This is a genomic window from Streptomyces sp. NWU339 (assembly GCF_003143855.1).
In the GTDB taxonomy this organism is placed as follows: domain Bacteria; phylum Actinomycetota; class Actinomycetes; order Streptomycetales; family Streptomycetaceae; genus Streptomyces.
The window spans coordinates 1-18,211 of sequence record NZ_QFRK01000006.1 but is presented as its reverse complement, the minus strand read 5'-3'; the positions used below and the strand labels follow the sequence as shown (position 1 = coordinate 18,211).

General features: G+C 73.4%; 17 protein-coding genes. 11 read left to right on the top strand and 6 right to left on the bottom strand.

From position 1 onward, the window contains the following. Nucleotides 1–8: 8 nt before the first annotated feature. The 6 genes from DIZ27_RS09410 (at nucleotide 9) to DIZ27_RS09385 (ending at nucleotide 5,125) form a co-directional block, all read left to right on the top strand. Complete coding sequence (locus DIZ27_RS09410) at nucleotides 9–359, top strand: hypothetical protein (RefSeq protein ID WP_109377887.1); 351 nt, start codon at nucleotides 9–11, stop codon at nucleotides 357–359. Nucleotides 360–391: 32 nt separating this feature from the next. Continuing rightward, nucleotides 392–1,633: an NAD(P)/FAD-dependent oxidoreductase gene (locus tag DIZ27_RS09405; RefSeq protein WP_181383458.1), complete on the top strand. Its 1,242-nt coding sequence runs from the start codon at nucleotides 392–394 to the stop codon at nucleotides 1,631–1,633. 117 nt (nucleotides 1,634–1,750) lie between these two features. Next, complete coding sequence (locus DIZ27_RS09400; RefSeq protein ID WP_109377886.1) at nucleotides 1,751–2,116, top strand: Rv2175c family DNA-binding protein; 366 nt, start codon at nucleotides 1,751–1,753, stop codon at nucleotides 2,114–2,116. Between the two features lie 216 nt (nucleotides 2,117–2,332). Continuing rightward, nucleotides 2,333–3,031 carry a thiamine phosphate synthase gene (gene thiE, locus DIZ27_RS09395; RefSeq protein ID WP_109377885.1) on the top strand — a complete coding sequence of 233 codons (699 nt, stop codon included), beginning with the start codon at nucleotides 2,333–2,335 and terminating at the stop codon, nucleotides 3,029–3,031. A 106-nt stretch (nucleotides 3,032–3,137) separates the two neighbouring features. Beyond that, nucleotides 3,138–4,061: a methylenetetrahydrofolate reductase [NAD(P)H] gene (metF, locus tag DIZ27_RS09390; RefSeq protein WP_109377884.1), complete on the top strand. Its 924-nt coding sequence runs from the start codon at nucleotides 3,138–3,140 to the stop codon at nucleotides 4,059–4,061. Nucleotides 4,062–4,117: 56 nt separating this feature from the next. Then, the gene (locus DIZ27_RS09385) at nucleotides 4,118–5,125 is read left to right on the top strand and encodes a hypothetical protein (protein WP_109377883.1); all 1,008 of its coding nucleotides are present in this window, start codon (nucleotides 4,118–4,120) and stop codon (nucleotides 5,123–5,125) included. Nucleotides 5,126–5,164: 39 nt separating this feature from the next. Here the strand turns inward: DIZ27_RS09385 and DIZ27_RS09380 are convergent, their stop codons facing one another. Next, complete coding sequence (locus DIZ27_RS09380; RefSeq protein WP_109377882.1) at nucleotides 5,165–6,664, bottom strand: NAD(P)/FAD-dependent oxidoreductase; 1,500 nt, start codon at nucleotides 6,662–6,664, stop codon at nucleotides 5,165–5,167. Nucleotides 6,665–7,099: 435 nt separating this feature from the next. Next, nucleotides 7,100–7,729, bottom strand: coding sequence for a TetR/AcrR family transcriptional regulator (locus DIZ27_RS09375; protein ID WP_109377881.1), 630 nt, complete (start codon nucleotides 7,727–7,729; stop codon nucleotides 7,100–7,102). A 192-nt stretch (nucleotides 7,730–7,921) separates the two neighbouring features. On the opposite strand from DIZ27_RS09375, the gene DIZ27_RS09370 reads away from it, so the two are divergent. The 3 genes from DIZ27_RS09370 (at nucleotide 7,922) to DIZ27_RS09360 (ending at nucleotide 10,212) form a co-directional block, all read left to right on the top strand. After that, nucleotides 7,922–8,539 (top strand): SAV_6107 family HEPN domain-containing protein, encoded by a 618-nt coding sequence (locus tag DIZ27_RS09370; protein ID WP_109377880.1) that lies wholly within the window; start codon nucleotides 7,922–7,924, stop codon nucleotides 8,537–8,539. A 195-nt stretch (nucleotides 8,540–8,734) separates the two neighbouring features. Next, complete coding sequence (locus DIZ27_RS09365) at nucleotides 8,735–9,505, top strand: methyltransferase (RefSeq protein ID WP_109377879.1); 771 nt, start codon at nucleotides 8,735–8,737, stop codon at nucleotides 9,503–9,505. 293 nt (nucleotides 9,506–9,798) lie between these two features. Next, nucleotides 9,799–10,212, top strand: a complete 414-nt coding sequence (locus tag DIZ27_RS09360; RefSeq protein WP_109378087.1) for a DUF3040 domain-containing protein — start codon at nucleotides 9,799–9,801, stop codon at nucleotides 10,210–10,212. 196 nt (nucleotides 10,213–10,408) lie between these two features. Here DIZ27_RS09360 and DIZ27_RS09355 read toward each other — a convergent pair whose 3' ends face one another. The 4 genes from DIZ27_RS09355 to DIZ27_RS09340 form a co-directional block, all read right to left on the bottom strand. Beyond that, complete coding sequence (locus tag DIZ27_RS09355) at nucleotides 10,409–12,802, bottom strand: DUF3488 and transglutaminase-like domain-containing protein (RefSeq protein WP_109377878.1); 2,394 nt, start codon at nucleotides 12,800–12,802, stop codon at nucleotides 10,409–10,411. Further along, nucleotides 12,799–14,163 (bottom strand): DUF58 domain-containing protein, encoded by a 1,365-nt coding sequence (locus DIZ27_RS09350; RefSeq protein ID WP_109377877.1) that lies wholly within the window; start codon nucleotides 14,161–14,163, stop codon nucleotides 12,799–12,801. The genes DIZ27_RS09355 and DIZ27_RS09350 overlap by 4 nt, the downstream gene beginning before the upstream one ends. Beyond that, nucleotides 14,163–15,236, bottom strand: coding sequence for an AAA family ATPase (locus DIZ27_RS09345; RefSeq protein WP_375231946.1), 1,074 nt, complete (start codon nucleotides 15,234–15,236; stop codon nucleotides 14,163–14,165). The genes DIZ27_RS09350 and DIZ27_RS09345 overlap by 1 nt, the downstream gene beginning before the upstream one ends. A gap of 255 nt (nucleotides 15,237–15,491) precedes the next feature. Then, nucleotides 15,492–16,040 carry a carbonic anhydrase gene (locus tag DIZ27_RS09340; RefSeq protein WP_109377875.1) on the bottom strand — a complete coding sequence of 183 codons (549 nt, stop codon included), beginning with the start codon at nucleotides 16,038–16,040 and terminating at the stop codon, nucleotides 15,492–15,494. 435 nt (nucleotides 16,041–16,475) lie between these two features. Between DIZ27_RS09340 and rsmH the strand changes: the two genes are divergently transcribed. Together rsmH and DIZ27_RS09330 are read left to right on the top strand one after the other, a co-directional pair. Next, the gene (gene rsmH, locus DIZ27_RS09335; RefSeq protein ID WP_109377874.1) at nucleotides 16,476–17,459 is read left to right on the top strand and encodes a 16S rRNA (cytosine(1402)-N(4))-methyltransferase RsmH; all 984 of its coding nucleotides are present in this window, start codon (nucleotides 16,476–16,478) and stop codon (nucleotides 17,457–17,459) included. A 103-nt stretch (nucleotides 17,460–17,562) separates the two neighbouring features. After that, the gene (locus DIZ27_RS09330) at nucleotides 17,563–18,066 is read left to right on the top strand and encodes a septum formation initiator family protein (RefSeq protein ID WP_109377873.1); all 504 of its coding nucleotides are present in this window, start codon (nucleotides 17,563–17,565) and stop codon (nucleotides 18,064–18,066) included. Nucleotides 18,067–18,211: the final 145 nt, after the last annotated feature.

Genomic DNA, 18,211 nt, shown 5'->3' with positions numbered 1-18,211 from the left:
GCCTTCGCATGGCTGGTTCGCTCGACGGTCTCGTCCTCGCCCCCGTCGCCGACCAGGCGCCGGGCCAGGTCGGCACCCGCACCCGGTTCGCGTACCACGAGCGGGACGGCGGGATCTGGGCCGAGTACGCGGGCGGTGACGTCGTCCGCGGGTACCTGGTGGGCACCCGGGAGGGGGACCGGCTGGACTTCCGGTACGTGCAGCTCAAGCAGGACGGCACCACCTCCTCGGGACACTGCGTGTCGACGGTCGTTGAGCTGCCCGACGGGCGGGTGCGGCTGGAGGAGACCTGGGAGTGGGAGTCGCAGCAGGGCAGCGGGACCAGCGTCGTGGAGCAGCTCACGGGATCCGGAGACTGACTGACCGGTGGTCAGGTGTCTATGGTGATCAGGTGAGCGAGCAGACGCAGGAACGGGGACCGTCCGAGCCGCGGCGCGTGGTGGTGACGGGGGCCGGAATGGCCGGCGTGCAGACCGCCGTCGCCCTCCGGGAACAGGGATTCACCGGCACCGTGACGCTGATCGGCGCCGAACCCCACCAGCCGTACGACCGGCCTCCCCTGTCCAAGGCGGTGCTGCTCGGCAAGGCGGAGGGCTCCGCCTTCGACGTCGACTTCGAGGCGCTCGACATCGAGCTGCGGCTCGGCTGCGAGGTGCTCGGGCTGCGTCCCGCCGACCACGAACTGGACACGGAGGCAGGGCCGGTCCCCTACGACGTCCTGGTCGTCGCGACCGGTGCCGAACCGGTCCGGCTGCCGGGCGCGGACGGGGTCCCGGGCGTCCATCTGCTGCGCACCCTGGACGACGTCGAACGGCTGCGGCCGGTGCTCGCGGGCCGCCAGGACATCGTGGTCGTCGGCGCCGGCTGGATCGGCGCGGAGTTCGCCACGGCGGCGCGCGAGGCGGGCTGCGCGGTCACCGTCGTGGAGGCGGCCGACCGGCCGCTGGCCGAGGCGCTGCCCGCCGAGGTGGCCGCCCCGATGACCGCCTGGTACGGCGACGCGGGGGCGGTGCTGCGCACGCACGCGCGCGTGGAGCGCGTCGAGTCCGGCGCGGTGGTGCTGGACGACGGCTCGCGACTGTCCGCGGGCGCCGTCGTCGTCGGGATCGGGGCCCGTCCCGCCACCGCCTGGCTGGCCGGCTCCGGGGTCGAACTCGGCGAGCGCGGTGACGTGGTCGCCGACCCGCACCTGATGACCTCCGTCCCGGACGTGTACGCGGTCGGCGACTGCGCCTCCTTCCCCTCGGGGCGGTACGGCGAACGCCTACTGGTGCACCACTGGGACAACGCCCTGCAGGGCCCGCGCACGGTCGCGGCGAACATCCTCGGGGCGGCCACCGGCGAACCTCCGGCGGTGTACGACCCGGTGCCGTACTTCTGGTCCGAGCAGTTCGGCCGCTTCGTCCAGTACGCCGGGTACCACGCGGACGCCGACCGGACGGTGTGGCGCGGGGACGCCGACGGGCCGGCCTGGACGGTCTGCTGGCTCCGCGCGTCCCGGCTGGTCGCGCTGCTCGCGGTGGGCCGCCCCCGCGACCTGGCCCAGGGACGCCGGCTGATCGAGGCGGGCACGGTGCTGGACGCGGAGCTGCTGGCCGACCCGGCGAGGCCGCTGAAGTCGGCGAAGGGGTGAACCCCGGCCCCCCGGGGCCCGTCCGGCCGACACGTCCGTGCACGGTGATCCGCCGGACGGACCCCGGGCGGAGGGGCTCGGCTTCCGACTGTCAGTGCCAGATGGCACGCTTGTCCCGTGACCGAGATTGACGCAAAGATCGATGCTCTCGTCCCCGCCTGGCTCACCCTGCCCGACATCGCCGAGATGCTCGGCGTCGAGGTGACGCGCGTCCGGCAGCTGGTCAAGGAGGGCCAGCTCATCGCCGTGCGCCGAGGTGAGAACCGCGCACTGCACGTCCCCGCCGCCTTCATCGACGAGGACAAGGTCGTCAAGGGCCTCTCCGGCACCCTGACGCTCCTGCGGGACGACGGTTTCACGGACGAAGAGATGCTGGAATGGCTCTTCACCCCCGACGAGAGCCTGCCGGGCACGCCCGCGCAGGCGCTGAGCGAGAACCGTGGCACGGAGGTGAAGCGCCGCGCCCAGGCGCTCGCCGTCTGAGCCCGCGACGAAACACCCGGACCCGGGCCCGTACCCGCATCGGGGCGGGAACCCGCATCCGGCTGTGAACCGTCGCCCGGCGCCGCTGTCCCAGGGCGCCGGGCCCGGGCCCGCGACCGTCCGGCACCCCGTGCCGGAGTCCGCCGTGGGCCGCGCTCCACCCGGCCCCGGGTCCGCCCCGGTCCGGCCGCCACCGACACACGGGGGGACACCCGCATGCCAGTCACTGCCGCAGGCACTGCCGCAAGCACCGTCGCAGGCACCGCCGCGCGCGCCCGGCTCTCCGACGCCCTGGTCTATCTCTGCACCGACGCCCGCAAGCGGCAGGGCGATCTCGCGGAGTTCCTGGACGCGGTCCTGGCCGGCGGCGTCGACATCGTGCAGCTGAGGGACAAGGGCATGGAGGCCGGCGAGGAGCTGGAGCACCTGGCGGTCCTCGCGGACGCCTGCGCCCGGCACGGCAAGCTGCTCGCGGTGAACGACCGCGCGGACGTCGCCCACGCCGCCGGCGCCGACGTACTGCACCTCGGTCAGGGCGACCTCCCCGTCCCCGCGGCCCGAGCCGTCCTCGGCGAGGACGTCCTGATCGGCCGCTCCACGCACGCCGAGTCCGAGGCGGCCGCGGCGGCCGTGCAGGAGGGCGTGGACTACTTCTGCACCGGCCCCTGCTGGCCCACCCCCACCAAGCCCGGCCGCCACGCCCCCGGCCTCGACCTGGTCCGGTACGCCGCTGCCCTCGGCACCGACCGCCCCTGGTTCGCCATCGGCGGCATCGACCTCGGCAACCTCGACGAGGTGCTGGAGGCCGGAGCCCGCCGGGTCGTCGTCGTACGGGCCATCACCGAGGCGGACGACCCGGGCGCGGCGGCGTCCGAGTTCGCGAAGCGGCTGCGGGCGGCGTCCGGCGCCCGGTGACCGGGTTCGTCTCAGGTTTGTCCAAAGGGTGGACAAGAAAGCGGCTAATCAGGCAAATAACCCTCATTCGGTTGGGGGACCGCCGCCCCCTGGCTAACCTGCCGGTATGGCCCTCGGAACCGCATCGACCAGGACTGATCGCGCACGTACCGTGCGCGACATGCTCGCCGCCGGAAAGACGACGTACTCGTTCGAGTTCTCGGCGCCGAAGACCCCCAAGGGTCAGCGGAACCTCTGGAGTGCGCTGCGCAGGGTCGAGGCGGTCGCCCCGGACTTCGTCTCCGTCACCTACGGTGCCGGGGGCTCCACCCGCGCGGGCACGGTCCACGAGACCGAACAGATCGTCGCGGACACCACGCTCACCCCGGTCGCCCACCTCACCGCGGTCGACCACTCCGTCGCCGAACTGCGCAACATCATCGGCCAGTACGCCGACGCCGGGATCCGCAACATGCTCGCCGTGCGGGGCGACCCGCCCGGCGACCCGATGGCCGACTGGATCCCGCACCCGCAGGGGCTGACCTACGCCGCCGAACTCGTCCGGCTCATCAAGGAGTCGGGAGACTTCTGCGTCGGCGTCGCCGCCTTCCCGGAGATGCACCCGAGGTCGGCCGAGTGGGACACGGACGTCGCGCACTTCGTCGACAAGTGCCGGGCGGGCGCCGACTACGCGATCACCCAGATGTTCTTCCACCCCGAGTCGTACCTGCGCCTGCGTGACCGAGTCGACGCGGCGGGTTGCGAGACACCGGTGATTCCCGAGGTCATGCCGGTGACCAGTGTGAAGATGCTGGAGAGGTTGCCGCAGCTCAGTAACGCGTCGTTCCCGGATGCCCTGAAAGAGCGGATCCTCGCAGCGGCGGACGATCCGGCGGCGGTACGCTCCATTGGCATCGAGTTCGCCACGGAGTTCTGCGCGCGGCTGCTGGCCGAGGGAGTGCCCGGACTGCACTTCATCACGCTCAACAACTCCACGGCGACGCTGGAAATCTACGAGAACCTGGGCCTGCACCACCCACTGCGGGCCTAGACCGGTCGCACCGGTGTACGACACACTGCGTAGCGACCGCTGGGAGAGGGGCGTACATGGGCTGGACGGTCCTCTACATCGCGTTCGGAGTGGTCGCGTTGTGGCTGCTCGGCGAGGTGTTGCTGCAGTACAAGGCACGCCTGCGCTGGCGGCTGCTCGCCTTCGCCGGCTTCCTGGGCGTCGTGCTCGGTGTGCTGATCCAGGTCGTCCTCGTCATCGGACTGGGTGCCGCGGCCTTCGCGATCGGCCAGACCTACGTCACCCTGTCGTTCCGCCGCGGCTTCGCGGCCGGCTGGGCGGTCAACGCCCCGGCGCTGGCCGCCGTCAAGGGCGGCCGGGCTGACCACGGACGGCAGGAGCCGACCTTGGAGGTCTCCGGCCTGGAGGCCACCGGCGACGGCTACGGCGGCGGGGACGGCTATGGCGACGAGGCCGCCGCCTACCGCACCGACCGGAACGCCTACGCCGCGGACGACTACGACCGCGACGACGTGTTCACGCCGGCGCGCACCGAGCAGTCGACGGCCGCCGAGACCACCGCCGTCTACGAGCCGCAGCCCATGCCCGACGACACCGGCTCGTACGGCGTCTACGGCGACAGCGGTGACAACGGCGACAGCGGGTACGGCACCCCGGCCCAGGACCAGTACGCGGCGACCGCCCAGAGCCCCGACCAGGGCTATGCCGCCGACCAGAACTACGCCTACGACTACTCCGGTTACGGCCAGCAGCAGGCCGCCTACGACAGCACGGGCCAGCAGCAGTACGCCGCCTACTCCGACCCGTACATCGGCAACTCGAGCTATGGCGACGCCTCCTACGGCACCGGTTACACCGACCCGCAGCAGTGCGGCCAACAGGGCTACGGCCAGGACCAGTACGGCGGCACCTACGGCGGCGAGACCCCGTCCGGCGGCCTGTGGGTCCCGCAGCAGCGCAACGCCGACGACCTGTACGGCGGTGAACTCCCGCAGGAGCAGCCGTACCCGTACCAGGGCGACGGCCAGACGGGCCAGGCGTCCGGGAACGGCAACGGGTACGACGAGCAGCAGTACCGCTACTGATCCGCCCGGAGCCGCCCGGATCCGAAGGCGTCCCGCCGTTCACTGGGAGCCGCGGAACTCCGGACCCTCCACGATCAGGCCGGCGACCAGCGCGCCCGACATCCCGGCGTGCGGCAGCCCCCCGCCGGGGTGCGACCACCCGCCGACCGTGAACAGCCCCGGCAGGCGTGTGCCGTTGGACGGGTGGAGCAGCCGTCCGCCCGCCGCGGCGAGCGCCGGTACGGGCACCGCTCCGCCCTCCGCGCCCGTCGCCTCCGCGATGTCGGCCGGGGTACGCACCTCGTGCCGGATCAGACGGTCGCGCAGGCCGGGTACCGCCCGCTCGGCGGCGGTGATCATGCGCTGCGCGTGCTCGTCCAGGTCCGGCCCGGCGCCCGGGGGCACCACCGAGGTGAGGGTGACCGCCTCATGGGCGCCGTCGGGGACCAGCGCCGGGTCGTCGGGCCGCAGGACCGTGACCGTGGGGTGTGCGGGCAGGTTCGCGGGGGAGCCGGTCAGGGACTCCAGTTCGGCCTCCCGGTCCTCCGCGTGCACGACCGTCCGGTGCGGTGTCCCTTCCGGACGCCCCCCGCGCAGCGCCAGCAGCACCGTCAGCCGGCTCGCCGCCCCGGTCCTGCCCGGGACCTCGCCGTCACCGCGCACCGGTGTCCCCCGGGTCAGCCGGTCCAGCACCGCGGGCGTCACCCCGGCGACCACGTGGTCCGCCTCGGCGACCGTCCCGCCCCCGGTGAACTCCACGCCCGCCACCCGGCCGTCCTTCTCCAGCACGCCGGTGACCTCGGCGCCGAAGTGGAACTCCACCCTGCGGGCCACACACCGCTCGTACACCGCGCGGGCCAGTTCCCGCATGCCGCCGCGGACGTACCAGGTGCCGAAGGCGTGCTCCATGTACGGCAGCACCGCCGCGCTCGCCGGGGTGGACCGGGGGTCGAGGCCGTGCTCGAGCGCGTAACTCCCCAGCAGGGAGACCAGCCGGGGATCGCGCAGCTCCCAGGCACCGATTTCGGCGAGCGTGCCCGCGGTGCGCGTGCGCAGCAGCTTCTTGTGGGGGACGGCCGGGTAGGGCTCGCGGCCGGCGAGCACCCGCCAGTTGGGCCACAGCGGCTCCTCCAGGAGCGGTCTGCGGGTCCTGTCCCAGGCCTCGCGGGCGCGCACCAGGAAGTCGCCCCAGCGCTGTCCGGCAGTGGGACCGAGGGCCTCCTGCAGGGCGGAGACGACGCCCGCGCGGGACGCGTTCGGCAGCGAGACACGCGTACCGTCCGCGAACACGTGGTGGGACGACGGGTCGACCTGGACCAGGTCGACGCAGGCGTCCAACGGCTCCTTGCCGGTCTTGACGAACAGATCGCGGTAGACCGCGGGCAGCGGGAGCAGCCCGGGGCCGGTGTCGAACGCGAAGCCGTCCCACTCCAGCCGGCGCAGCGCGCCGCCGTACGTGTCCGTCCGCTCGTACACCGCCACCCGGTGGCCCGCGACGGCCAGCCGGGCAGCGGCCGCCATCGCGCCCATCCCGGCGCCGATCACCGCAATCCGTGCCATGCCAGGGACTTTATCCGCCCCCGCTGACACCCCGGCCCCGAGTACCGGAGCCCCCGCTCCGGTGACCAGTCGACGGCACGGCGTCGTGGGGGCGGGTGCGCAGGACTGAGTATCCGTACCTAGTTCCCGAGATGAGTACGCGCGCGGATGGGCCACGACCTGCGGAAACGAGAAAGTGGAGAGCACGGAGAGGGGGCACGGCCCCGGAACCGGCGACACGGGGCGCCGGAAACGGACCGGCCCGCGATCCGCTCCTTCCGTCGGCGTCGTCGGCGGGAGCGAGGCACGGGGGGTCCCGGGGGACGACCGCAACGGGGGGCGTACAGGGGGAATCACGGGGGAGCACGAAGGTGCCGGTCCGGCAGTGGCTTGCGGGGGACGCAGCCACCGCCGGACCGGCGCTTTCGTGCGCGCCGGGGCGCCCGACCGGCCGGCTCAGCGGCGGCCGCCCACGTGTCCCTGCAGCAGCCGGGACAGCGCCGCGTGCACCTCGTCCAGGGAGCGCCCCGGCTGGAAGGACTGCCAGTCGAGCGCGGCCACCAGCACCATGCCGACCAGCGCCGCCGCCGTCAGCGGAACGTCGGTCTCCGCGCTGAACTCGCCGCTCTCCACACCCTCGCGCAGCACGTCCTCGACGACCGCCACGGCCTGCTGCCGGACCACCAGCAGCGTGGACTGCCAGGCCCGGTTGGTGCGCCACAGTTCGGCCACGTACAACTGGGTGAAGGCCGGGTAGCGGTCGATGAAGACGAGCCCCGCGCGGATCATCGCGTCCAGGGCGTCGCCCCTGCCGCCGCCCTGGAGGGCCGTCCGGTCGGCAGCCTCCCGCAGCGAGGCGGCGAGGAGCCCGACCCCGTGCCGCAGCAGCTCCTCGAAGAGGACCGACTTGCTCGCGAAGTTGTAGTAGACCGTGCCCTTCGCGACCCCTGCCCGCTCGGCGATCTCGTCCACCGTGGTGGCGGAGAAACCCTGTTCGGCGATGAGGGTGACGGCCGCCTCGTAGAGCTTCTGCCGGGTGGCCTCGCGGCGGGTGCTGCCGCCCGAGGCGGTGCTGCTGCGTTCCATGGCCCTGATTGTCACAGGACCGTCGCCCCGCCCCTCCACAGGCTCGGCCCAGGGGGCGGCCGGTCCGGGCTCGAACTTTCGATCGAAGCGAAAGCCCAGGTCAGAACGGATTGTCAGTGCCATACCGCACGATGAGCACATACGGCACCCGGTAGCAGGGGATGCCGTCACGAAGACGACAGGAGGTTCGTCATGGCCCACTCCTCCGCAGCGGCCGCCCGTCGGCGCCGCGCAACCGGCCCTGCCCCCTCACTGACCGGCCCGGCGGACGACGTCCACCCCGTGCCGCGCCGCGCCACCGCCCCGCCCGCCGCCCTCGACCTGCTCGCCCAGGCCCGTGCCGGACTCGACGAGGCCGCCGTCCTCGACACACCCAACGAGCGCTATGCGACGGCCCACCTCGCCGCCCTGCGCACCGCCGCCGCCGTGCTCGCCGCGCGGGGACGGCCCGAGACCTCGCCCCGGGCCCGGAGCAGGATCCGCAGCGCCTGGGAAGTGCTCCCCGAGATCGCGCCCGAACTCACCGAGTGGAGCGCCCTGTTCGCTTCGGGCGCCCGGCGTCGCGCACGGGCCGAGGCGGGCATCCGGGACGCGGCGAGCGGCCGGGACGCCGACGACCTGATACGGGACGTGACGATGTTCCTGCGCCTGGTGGAGCGGATGCTCGTCCTCCAGCCGGTCCTCCCGCAGCCCCGCAGCGACGCGGAGCACCCGAACCGCACCGCCCGCACCACCCGCCCCGCCGGCCACGACCCCGCCGGCCACGACCCCGGCGGCGGCGCGGACCGGGACATGCCCGACGCCGGCTGACCCGCGCGGGCGCACCGGCGCCCGCCGCCGCGGGGCGGCCCGGGGCACCGCCCCGCGGTGGCGGGGGAGCGTGCCGCAGGCAATAGGGTGGAAGACGCCTGAAGCCTCCGCCGTCCTTACGCATGTCCGGGCCGGGGAGGCAGCCCGATCGCTCCGCCGTGAATGAGGCGGTGCCGCGCCGAGGAGTCAACTGCCGTGTCGGACACCCTGCGCCCCCGCGCCGCTCTCCGTACCGCCGTGGTCTGGGAGATCCTTCAGGACGCCCTGCAGCGCCGGACCGAGGCGACCGGCCGGCCGGCGCTGGACGTCCTCGACACCGGCGGTGGCAGCGGCAACTTCGCGGTGCCCCTGGCCCGTCTCGGCCACCGGGTCACCGTCGTCGACCCCAGCCCCGACGCGCTGTTCGCCCTGGAGCGCCGCGCCGTCGAGGAGGAGGTCGCCGACCGGGTCAGGGGCGTCCAGGGTGACGTGCACGGCCTCTTCGACGTGGTCGAGCGCGGAGGCTACGACGCGGTGCTGTGCCACGGCGTCCTGGAGTACGTCGACGACCCGGCCGAGGGCGTGCGCAACACGGTGGCGGCCCTGCGCCCCGAAGGTGTTCTCAGCCTGCTCGCCGCCGGCCTCGGCGGCGCCGTGCTCGCCCGCGCCCTCGCCGGTCACTTCAAGGAGGCCCGGCAGGCGCTCGATGACCCGAACGGTCGATGGGGCACGGGCGATCCCGTACCGCGCCGCTTCACCGTCGACCAGCTCACCGGTCTGGTCGAGGACGCGGGACTGCGGGTCGGCGCCGTGCACGGGGTGCGGGTCTTCGCCGATCTCGTCCCCGGCGTGCTCGTGGACACCGAGCCCGGAGCCCTGGACGCGCTGCTGAAGCTGGAGGCCGCGGCGGCGGAACTCGACGCCTTCCACTCCGTGGCCACCCAACTCCATGTGCTCGGTGAGGCGCGGGGGACCACCGGGGCTTGAATGATCGCCTGTGACGCGTCGCTGATCAGCGACGCGTCCGTCGGCCTGCCTGCGCATGGAGTGCGCCCCAGGCCCCCCGAATGGCGGCGGGGCACCGTATGATCGGGGGAGACCGTCCGGCATGACGGCTCGGCCATCGGGGAATGAGAAATCTCGAGCGGCCCGGGACGCGCATGGCGGGTTCTGGTCGGCCAATTGGCGCAGAGGGGCGGGTTTCACGGGGTCGATTCCCTGCCTATCCTGAAGGGACCCCCCCGGGTCGCCCCGGCGACTTGCACGATGAGGAGGACGCCGTGCCGCTCTCGGAGCACGAGCAGCGCATGCTCGAGCAAATGGAGCGAGCGCTGTACGCCGAAGATCCCAAGTTCGCGTCGGCGCTCGAGGGAAGTGGCCTCCGTACGTACACCCGTCGGCGGGTCTACCAGGCGGTCGCGGGCTTCCTCGTAGGTATTGCGCTCCTCATGGCCGGAATGGTCGCCCAGCAGGTCTGGCTCAGCGTGGTGGGCTTCCTCGTCATGCTGGGCTGCGCGGTTCTCGCCGTGACGGGCTGGCGCAAGGCCCCCAAGCCCGGTGAGCAGGCCGTCGGAGCCGAGGGCTCCGCGGGTCCGCGGCAGTCCGGCCGTCAAGGCAGGCAGCGGCGCTCCGTGATGAATCGCATAGAGGAGCGCTGGCAGCGCCGCCGCGACGAACAGGGCGGCGGGCAGTAGTTCCCGCAGACAGCCCCAGGACATCTGAAGACATGGATCAGGGGGTGGCCACCGACCCGGTGGCCACCCCCTGATCCATGTCCGCACCGGGGCCCGGAGGCGGGGGCCGCACAGCTCCGCTCGGCCCCCGCCTCACCCCGCCTGCTTCACTCCCGCTTCACCCCTGCCGCCGCGAGGGCTCCCGCAGCGGCTTCCGCTACGTGGGCCGCCGCCACGTCGGCCGCCATGTCGGCCGCAGCGCGAGGGCGCGTTCCCGGACGCCGGCCCACCGGGCCGACACCGCCCACACCACCCGCACCGCCGAGCGCGGGGCGAACAGCGCGCGCAGCCGCGTGCCACGGTCGGCCATGGACCGCAGACCGGCCGTCACCCGGCGCACGTCGTCCGCCGGTCCCACTGCGGGGCGCGGCCGCGGCGCGTAGAGGACCTGCTCCACGGCGTCCGCCACCCGGTGCACCGAGGCCGCGGCATCCGGGTCGAGCCGGCCGAGCCGGACGATCCGGGCCGCCGCCTTGCGCGGGGTCAGTGACTCGTCCGGGGAGATGCCGAAGTCCCACGCGGTGTCGGTCAGCTCGTCCCAGACGGCCAGGACGTGCGCGGCCGCGCCCGCCTCCGAACGGCCGTGCGCGCCCAGGCGCACCGCCCGGGTCCGCAGCCGCCACAACATCGGCGCCAGCGGCAGCACCAGGACGGCGAGACCCGCCGACGCCCACGCCAGCACCGTGTACCACCGGGGCCCGTCGCCGTCCGTGGGCAGCGCCGCCGACGGCGCCTCGCTCTCGCAGTCACCGTCCAGCCTTCGCTGCTCCAGCGTGCAGCCCTCGCGCGACGACGGGGCGGCCGAGGGCTCCGAGGACGCGGCCTCGGACGGCTGGGCCGGGTCGGGCACCGTGCTGTCCGAGGTGTCCGGCACGGTGTAGGAGGGCGCCGAACCACGGGTGGGGGTCGGCTCGAAGCGGGTCCAGCCCACGCCCTCGAAGTACAGCTCCGGCCAGGCGTGCGCGTCCCGCAGTCCCACCGACACCGAGCCGTCCGCCTGCGGGGTGCCGGGCGCGAAGCCCACCGCGACCCGGGCGGGTATGTCCAGCGACCGGGCCATCGACGCCATGGCGAAGGAGAAGTGGACGCAGAAGCCCTCCTTGTCCCTCAGGAAGCGGGCGATCGCCTGTGAGCCGCTGCCGACGGCGACCTCGGTGTCGTACTTGAAGCCGCCGGTCGAGGCGAAGTACTCCTGGAGCCTGACCGCCCGGTCGTAGTCGTTCGTCGCCCCCTCGGTGACCTGGCGGGCGGTCCGGGACACCAGCGTGGGCAGCGAGTCCGGCAGCTCGGTGTAGTCCCGCTTCAGGGCGGCCGGCGGCGCCGACGCGTCGGCCAGCTGCTCCGCCGTGGGCCGTATGTCGAGGCTGCGCACGCCGTACGTCAGTCCCCGGGTGTTCTGGCCGTGGTCGCCGACCAGCGTCATCCCGACGGGCTCGTAGCGCCAGTTTCCCCTGATGTCCACGCCGCTCGGCGGATACGGCATCGGCAGCCAGTCCTGCCCGTACCAGTCGGCGGTCGAGACCGTCGTGGAGATCTCCGCGCGCTCGACGTCCGGGCCGAGGCCGGCCGGAGTCGGGAAGGCGCCGTCGGGCACGGTGGTGATGGACCGCTTGGACGGCTTCCAGGTGGTGCCGTCGAAGTCGTCCAGGGAGACGATCCGCAGGTACAGGTCCGAGACGTCCTCCATCTCGGTGCGCACGGACATGACCTGGCGGTCCTCGTCCACGTTCAACGAGTCGCGCAGCGACACCAGCGGGTTCACCGCGGAGATCGTGCCGCCCCCGCCGGAGCCCGAGCCGACGCCCGAACCCGCAGGGTCCAGCAGGCCGCCGTTCATCGTGGGCAGGGCGAGCGGCGCCACCAGGGCGATGCCCACCGTCAGCAGCCCGATCCGCCGGCCGGTGCGTACCGGGGCGGAGGCTCCGGTCGACTCGGTGGCCGGGCCCCGCGCCGCCCCGCCGAACACCCGCCCCCACTGGGAGAGCCGGTCACGTCCCTCCGCGAGGAGCAGCGTCAGATAGCCGACCGCCGCCAGCAGGAACCACAGCCAGCCGTCGCCGCCGTCGTCGGACAGTCCCGCGGCCACCGAGTACAGCGCGAGCAGCGGAAGCCCGGCCGGGGCCGCGCTGCGGAAGGTCACCGCGAGGGTGTCCACCAGCAGTCCGATCAGCAGGACCCCGCCGATCAGCATCAGCCGGATGCCGTCGGACAACGGCGCCGGTATCGCGTAACGGCCGACGTCGGTGCCGCCCTGTTCGAGCAGCTCGGCGAAGAAGCGGAAGGCGTCAGGTCCCGGAACCAGGCCGGCGAACGCGTGCTCACGCGCGAACACCAGCGTCAGCAGCACGAGCGCGACCAGCGCCTGCACGGCCACGGTCAGCGGGCGGGCCAGCGGCACCCGCCGGGCCAGCGCGCCCGCGCCGGACTGCACGGCCAGGAGAAAGGCCGCCTGCACGACCCAGGAGGCCGGCTTGACCAGGGGCAGCAGCGCGCACGCGGCCAGCAGCGTGGCCGCCCACGAGGCCAGCGTCAGCCGTAGTCGTCCGCTCACCCTGCTCCCTCTCCACCGCGCGCCGCCACCAGACCGAACCGCTCCCGGTCGGCCAGCCGCCACTGCTCCTCCAGGGAGGCGCCCCGCGGCACGCTCACGGCCGTCCAGCCCGCTTCGCGCAGCATCCGCAGCCGCTCCCCGCCCCCGTCCGACGGGGCGGACACGTCCGACGGTTCCCGCAGCCAGGTCCCGCTGTCCAGCACGAAGGCGACGGCGCCCCCGCTGCGCTGCCGCATCCGGGCGAGCACCGCCGCCTGCTCCTCGTCGAGATCGCCGAGAAAGGCCACCAGCAGCCCCTCGTTCCCCCCGCGGACCATGTCGTACGCCCGGGACAGGCCCGCCCCGTCGGAGTGGTCGACCACGGCGAGGGTGTCCATCATCAGCCCGGCCGCGTCCGCCGACTCCTGGCTCGCGCCCGCGAACCCGTCGGAGCCCTCGCCCGGCACCGAGTTGCCGGTGTCGGTCAGCAGCCGCACCGAGAAGCCCCGCTCCAGCAGGTGCACCAGGACGGAGGCCGCGCCCGACACCGCCCACTCGAACGCCGAGTCGGGCCCCGCGCCGTCGTAGGCGATGGCACGGGTGTCCAGCAGCACCGTGCAGCGGGCCCGCTGCGGCTGTTCCTCGCGGCGCACCATCAGCTCGCCGTAGCGCGCGGTGGAACGCCAGTGCACCCGGCGCAGATCGTCGCCGTAGCGGTAGCCGCGCGGGATCACGTCGTCCTCGCCGGCCAGCGCCAACGAACGCTGCCGTCCGTCGCCGTACCCCTTCGCCTCACCGCTCAGCCGCACCGGCGGCAGCGGCTCCACGCGCGGGATCACCGTCAGCGTGTCGTACGTCGAGAAGGACCGGGTCAGCTCGCACATCCCGAACGGGTCGGACAGGCGCAGCTGCAGGGGGCCGAGCGGATAGCGGCCGCGCAGGTCGGAGCGGACCCGGTAGGACACCTCGCGGCGGCCGCCCGCCTCCACCCGGTCCAGCACGAACCGGGGACGCGGCCCGAGCACGTAGGGCACCCGGTCCTGGAGCATCAGCAGACCCGTGGGCATGCGGGAGACGTTGTCCATCCGCAGATGCACCCGCGCCTCGGAGCCGGCGGGCACCCGCGCGGGGGACAGCCGGCGGCTGCCCGCGACCCGGTAGCGGGTGCGGTAGAGCACGCCCGCGCACATCAGCGGCAGCACCGCCAGCAGCAGCCCGACCCGCAGCAGATCGCTCTGCCCGAGCACGTAGGCGCAGGCCGTGGCGGCCACACCGGCGGCCAGGAAGGAGCGCCCGCGGGTGGTCAGCCCGGCCAGAGCCGTGCGCAGGCCGCCCTTGTCACCGCGGTCGCCCTCCGCGCGGGCCGATCCCGCGGTGGTCATCACAGCCTCCGCGGCTGTTGCCGGCCGTACCCGAGACCGCCCCGGCCCAGGCCGATGCCGGCCTGCTGCGGGGCGGCGGCGGGCATCGGGGTGCGCTGCAGGATCTCCTGGACCACCTGCTCCGCGGTGCGGCGGTTGAGCTGGGCCTGGGCGGTGGGCAGCAGCCGGTGGGCCAGCACGGCCGCGGCGAGCGCCTGCACGTCGTCCGGCAGGGTGTAATCCCGGCCGTTCAGCGCCGCGGACGCCTTCGCCGCGCGCAGCAGGTGCAGTGTCGCGCGCGGCGAGGCACCGAGTCTGAGGTCGGGGTGCGTGCGGGTGGCGGCGACCAGCTCCACCACGTACCGGCGTATCGGCTCGGCGACATGGACGGCGCGCACCGTCTCGATCAGCTTCAGGATCTCGTGCGCGTGGGCCACCGGCTGGAGGTCCTCCAGCGGGGAGACCCCGCCGTGCACGTCCAGCATCTGCAGCTCGGCCTCCGCGCTCGGGTAGCCGACCGAGACCCGGGCCATGAACCGGTCGCGCTGGGCCTCCGGCAGCGGATAGGTGCCCTCCATCTCGACCGGGTTCTGCGTCGCCACCACCATGAAGGGGCTGGGCAGCTCGTAGGTCCTGCCGTCGATGGTGACCTGGCGCTCCTCCATCGACTCCAGGAGCGCGGACTGCGTCTTCGGCGACGCGCGGTTGATCTCGTCACCGATCACCACCTGCGCGAAGATGGCGCCCGGCTTGAACTCGAACTCCTGACGCTGCTGGTCCCAGATGGACACACCGGTGATGTCCGACGGCAGCAGGTCCGGTGTGAACTGGATGCGCCGCACCGAGCAGTCGATGGACCGTGCCAGCGCCTTGGCCAGCATCGTCTTGCCGACTCCCGGAACGTCCTCGATGAGCAGATGCCCCTCGGCGAGCAGCACGGTCAGCGAGAGCCGGACGACCTCGGGCTTGCCCTCGATCACGCTCTCCACCGAATCCCGCACCCGCTCGACCACGGCGGTCAGGTCATCCCCCACGCTGGGCCGCGCTCGCGTGGGGGTACCCCCAAGGCTCGCTCGATCGTCATAGGTCGGCACCCGGCCCTCCTCGGCCTTTCCCCCCGCTCCCAAGGAACAAGGGCCCCAAATGTCCGGGCCGGCACCTTGCTGTGCGGCCCGGCTCACCCCGAATCACGGGCACCGCACGGGAAAAGTTCCGCGCGGCACCACTCCCGCATTCTTGCCGCCGTTACCGATTCGTGTCACTCGCCTGTGGACAACCGGCGGCGATATGTCAGGCCATGTGGCCTTTGTGGGGCCGGAGGCCGGCCGTCCTCGGGGCGGGGCAGCAGGTCAGGCGGGGTCGATCTCGCGCAGCAGGCCGGTCTTCACGTCGAAGACGAACCCACGTACGTCGTCGGTGTGCAGCAGGAACGGTGAGGTGCGCACCCGCTGCATCGACTGCCGTACGTCCTGGTCGACGTCGCGGAAGGACTCCACGGCCCAGGCCGGACGCTGACCGACCTCCATCTCCAGGTCGTGCCGGAACTCCTCGGTGATGGACTCCAGGCCGCAGTTGGTGTGGTGGATGAGCACCACGCTGCGGGTGCCCAGCGCGCGCTGGCTGATGGTCAGCGACCGGATCACGTCGTCGGTGACCACACCGCCCGCGTTGCGGACGGTGTGGCAGTCGCCGAGTTCGAGGCCGAGCGCGGCGTGCAGGTCGAGCCGGGCGTCCATGCAGGCCACCACGGCGACGCGCAGAACGGGGCGGGCGTCCATCCCGGGGTCGGTGAAGGCGCCGGCGTACTGCTCGTTGGCGTCGACCAGACGGTCGGTGACCGTGCCGTGGTCGACCGTCGCGCTTCCGGAGCTCGCGGGAACCGATGCAGAAGTCGTCATAGTCATGACGGTACTGGCCACGTGCTCTCCGGTCCTGCTGTGAGACAGGACAAAGAACGTCATCATGCTTTGGAGTGAGATGACCCACAAGGGTGGCGTGATCCTCCTCGTACGGGTGGTTTCCCTTGACGCGGGGTGTCGTCGAGCCGAGGGCCGCGCCGCACAGGCCGGTTGATTGACCGGGCGAAACCGTGGACTAAAGTGACGCGCAGCGGGGAGGCGAGACTCTCCCCGCTGCACTGATTTCCCCCGGAGACCCGGGCAGCGTCCCGGAGATCTCCCCGCGTGCGCTGCGCGTACGTACGGCTAGGCCTCCTCCCGTTCCCGGCCGGCTGACGCCTCCGGCGCCGGCAGGCCGCCCCGTCCACACGGGGGAGGGGCGGGGACCCGGCGGTGCGTCACGGCCGCGCCGGACCTTGAGAGGGCCCAGATCCAATGGGGCGCGAAGCGTTTGCGAACACGGGCGGGCAGAGTCGGCACGTTCCGGTGATGCTCCAGCGGTGCCTGGACATGCTGGCGCCCGCCCTGGAGCAGCCGGGAGCGGTGGTCGTCGACTGCACCCTCGGTCTCGGCGGCCACAGCGAGGCCCTGCTGACGCGGTTCCCCGAGGTGCGGCTGGTCGCCCTGGACCGGGACAAGGAGGCCCTGCGCCTGTCCGGCGAGCGGCTCGCCCCGTTCGGCGAGCGCGCCACCCTGGTGCACGCCGTCTACGACGAACTCCCCGAGGTGCTCGACCGGCTCGGCATCACGCGCGTGCAAGGCGTCCTGTTCGACCTGGGGGTTTCCTCCATGCAGCTCGACGAGGCCGACCGGGGCTTCGCCTACGCCCAGGACGCCCCGCTCGACATGCGCATGGACCAGACGACCGGCGTCAGCGCCGCCGACGTCCTCAACACCTACCCGCCCGGTGAACTCGTCCGCATCCTGCGCGCCTACGGCGAGGAGAAGCAGGCCAAGCGGATCGTGGCCGCGGTGGTGCGCGAGCGGGAGAAGGAGCCGTTCACCACCAGCGCACGCCTGGTCGAGCTGATCCGGGACGCGCTTCCGCAGGCCGCCAAGCGCACCGGCGGCAATCCGGCGAAGCGCACCTTCCAGGCCCTGCGCATCGAGGTCAACGGCGAACTCTCCGTACTGGAGCGGGCCGTCCCGGCCGCGGTGAAGGCGCTCGACGTCGGTGGCCGGATCGCCGTGCTGTCGTACCACTCCCTGGAGGACCGGCTGGTCAAGCAGGTGTTCGCGGCGGGCGCCGCCACCACCGCGCCCGCCGGGCTGCCCGTCGTCCCCGAGCGCTACCAGCCCCGGCTCAAGCTGCTCACGCGCGGTGCCGAACTTCCCACCGAGGAGGAGATCGCCGAGAACCGGCGGGCCGCACCCGCGCGGCTGCGGGGCGCCCAGCGGATCAGGGAGCACCTTGAATGAGACGTGTGAGGCGGAGGGGGCACGTGAGGCGGTCACGACACGTGAGCCCGGCGCCGTGCAGGGCATGCGGGGGCGGAAGGCAGGCGAACCCAGGGGAGCGTGAGTGAGCAGGAAACCCGAACTGAAGGGGAGGGCGGCCCGTCTCGCGAGGCTCCTCCCCACGGGACGGGCCCAGGCGGCCCGCACCCCCTTCGTGCTGCTCGTCGTCCTTCTCCTGGGCGGTGGCCTGATCGGGCTCCTGGTGCTGAACTCGGCCCTCAGCGAGGGCGCGTTCGAACTCGACGACCTCAAGCGGGAGACGAAGAACCTCACCGACGAGGAACAGGCCCTGCAACGGGACATCGACGCCTACTCCGCCCCCGACGCCCTGCAGCGCCGCGCACGCGAACTCGGCATGGTGCCCGGCGGCGATCCCGTCTTCCTGAGCCCCGACGGCAAGGTCAAGGGCGCCCCCACCCCCGCCTCCGCCGCCCGCGCCCCCCTGGTGATCCCCCCGGAGGCACTGGCCACCGCGACGGCCCCGCCCCCCTACGCGGTACCGAGCATCGCAGCCGTTCCCCCGACCACCGCGGTCACGCCCACGCCCGCATCGACTCCCGGCAGGTGACGGAAGTGGCCGACAACCCCGACAACGCCTCCGGACAACCGCCGCGCCGCCGCGTGCCCGGACCCGCCCGCCCCGCCCGCCCCAGCGCCCCGCAGCACCCCGGGCCCCGCCACCGCCCCGCCCCCCCCCCCGCCCCCCCCCCCCC

What these genes read in the sequence shown, in the direction of transcription:
- DIZ27_RS09410 (WP_109377887.1), top strand. Translation starts at nt 9, where the DNA reads ATGGCTGGTTCGCTCGACGGTCTCGTCCTCGCCCCCGTCGCCGACCAG.
- thiE (WP_109377885.1), top strand. Translation starts at nt 2,333, where the DNA reads ATGCCAGTCACTGCCGCAGGCACTGCCGCAAGCACCGTCGCAGGCACC.
- metF (WP_109377884.1), top strand. Translation starts at nt 3,138, where the DNA reads ATGGCCCTCGGAACCGCATCGACCAGGACTGATCGCGCACGTACCGTG.
- DIZ27_RS09385 (WP_109377883.1), top strand. Translation starts at nt 4,118, where the DNA reads ATGGGCTGGACGGTCCTCTACATCGCGTTCGGAGTGGTCGCGTTGTGG.
- DIZ27_RS09380 (WP_109377882.1), bottom strand. Translation starts at nt 6,664, where the DNA reads ATGGCACGGATTGCGGTGATCGGCGCCGGGATGGGCGCGATGGCGGCC.
- DIZ27_RS09375 (WP_109377881.1), bottom strand. Translation starts at nt 7,729, where the DNA reads ATGGAACGCAGCAGCACCGCCTCGGGCGGCAGCACCCGCCGCGAGGCC.
- DIZ27_RS09370 (WP_109377880.1), top strand. Translation starts at nt 7,922, where the DNA reads ATGGCCCACTCCTCCGCAGCGGCCGCCCGTCGGCGCCGCGCAACCGGC.
- DIZ27_RS09350 (WP_109377877.1), bottom strand. Translation starts at nt 14,163, where the DNA reads ATGACCACCGCGGGATCGGCCCGCGCGGAGGGCGACCGCGGTGACAAG.
- DIZ27_RS09340 (WP_109377875.1), bottom strand. Translation starts at nt 16,040, where the DNA reads ATGACGACTTCTGCATCGGTTCCCGCGAGCTCCGGAAGCGCGACGGTC.
- rsmH (WP_109377874.1), top strand. Translation starts at nt 16,476, where the DNA reads ATGGGGCGCGAAGCGTTTGCGAACACGGGCGGGCAGAGTCGGCACGTT.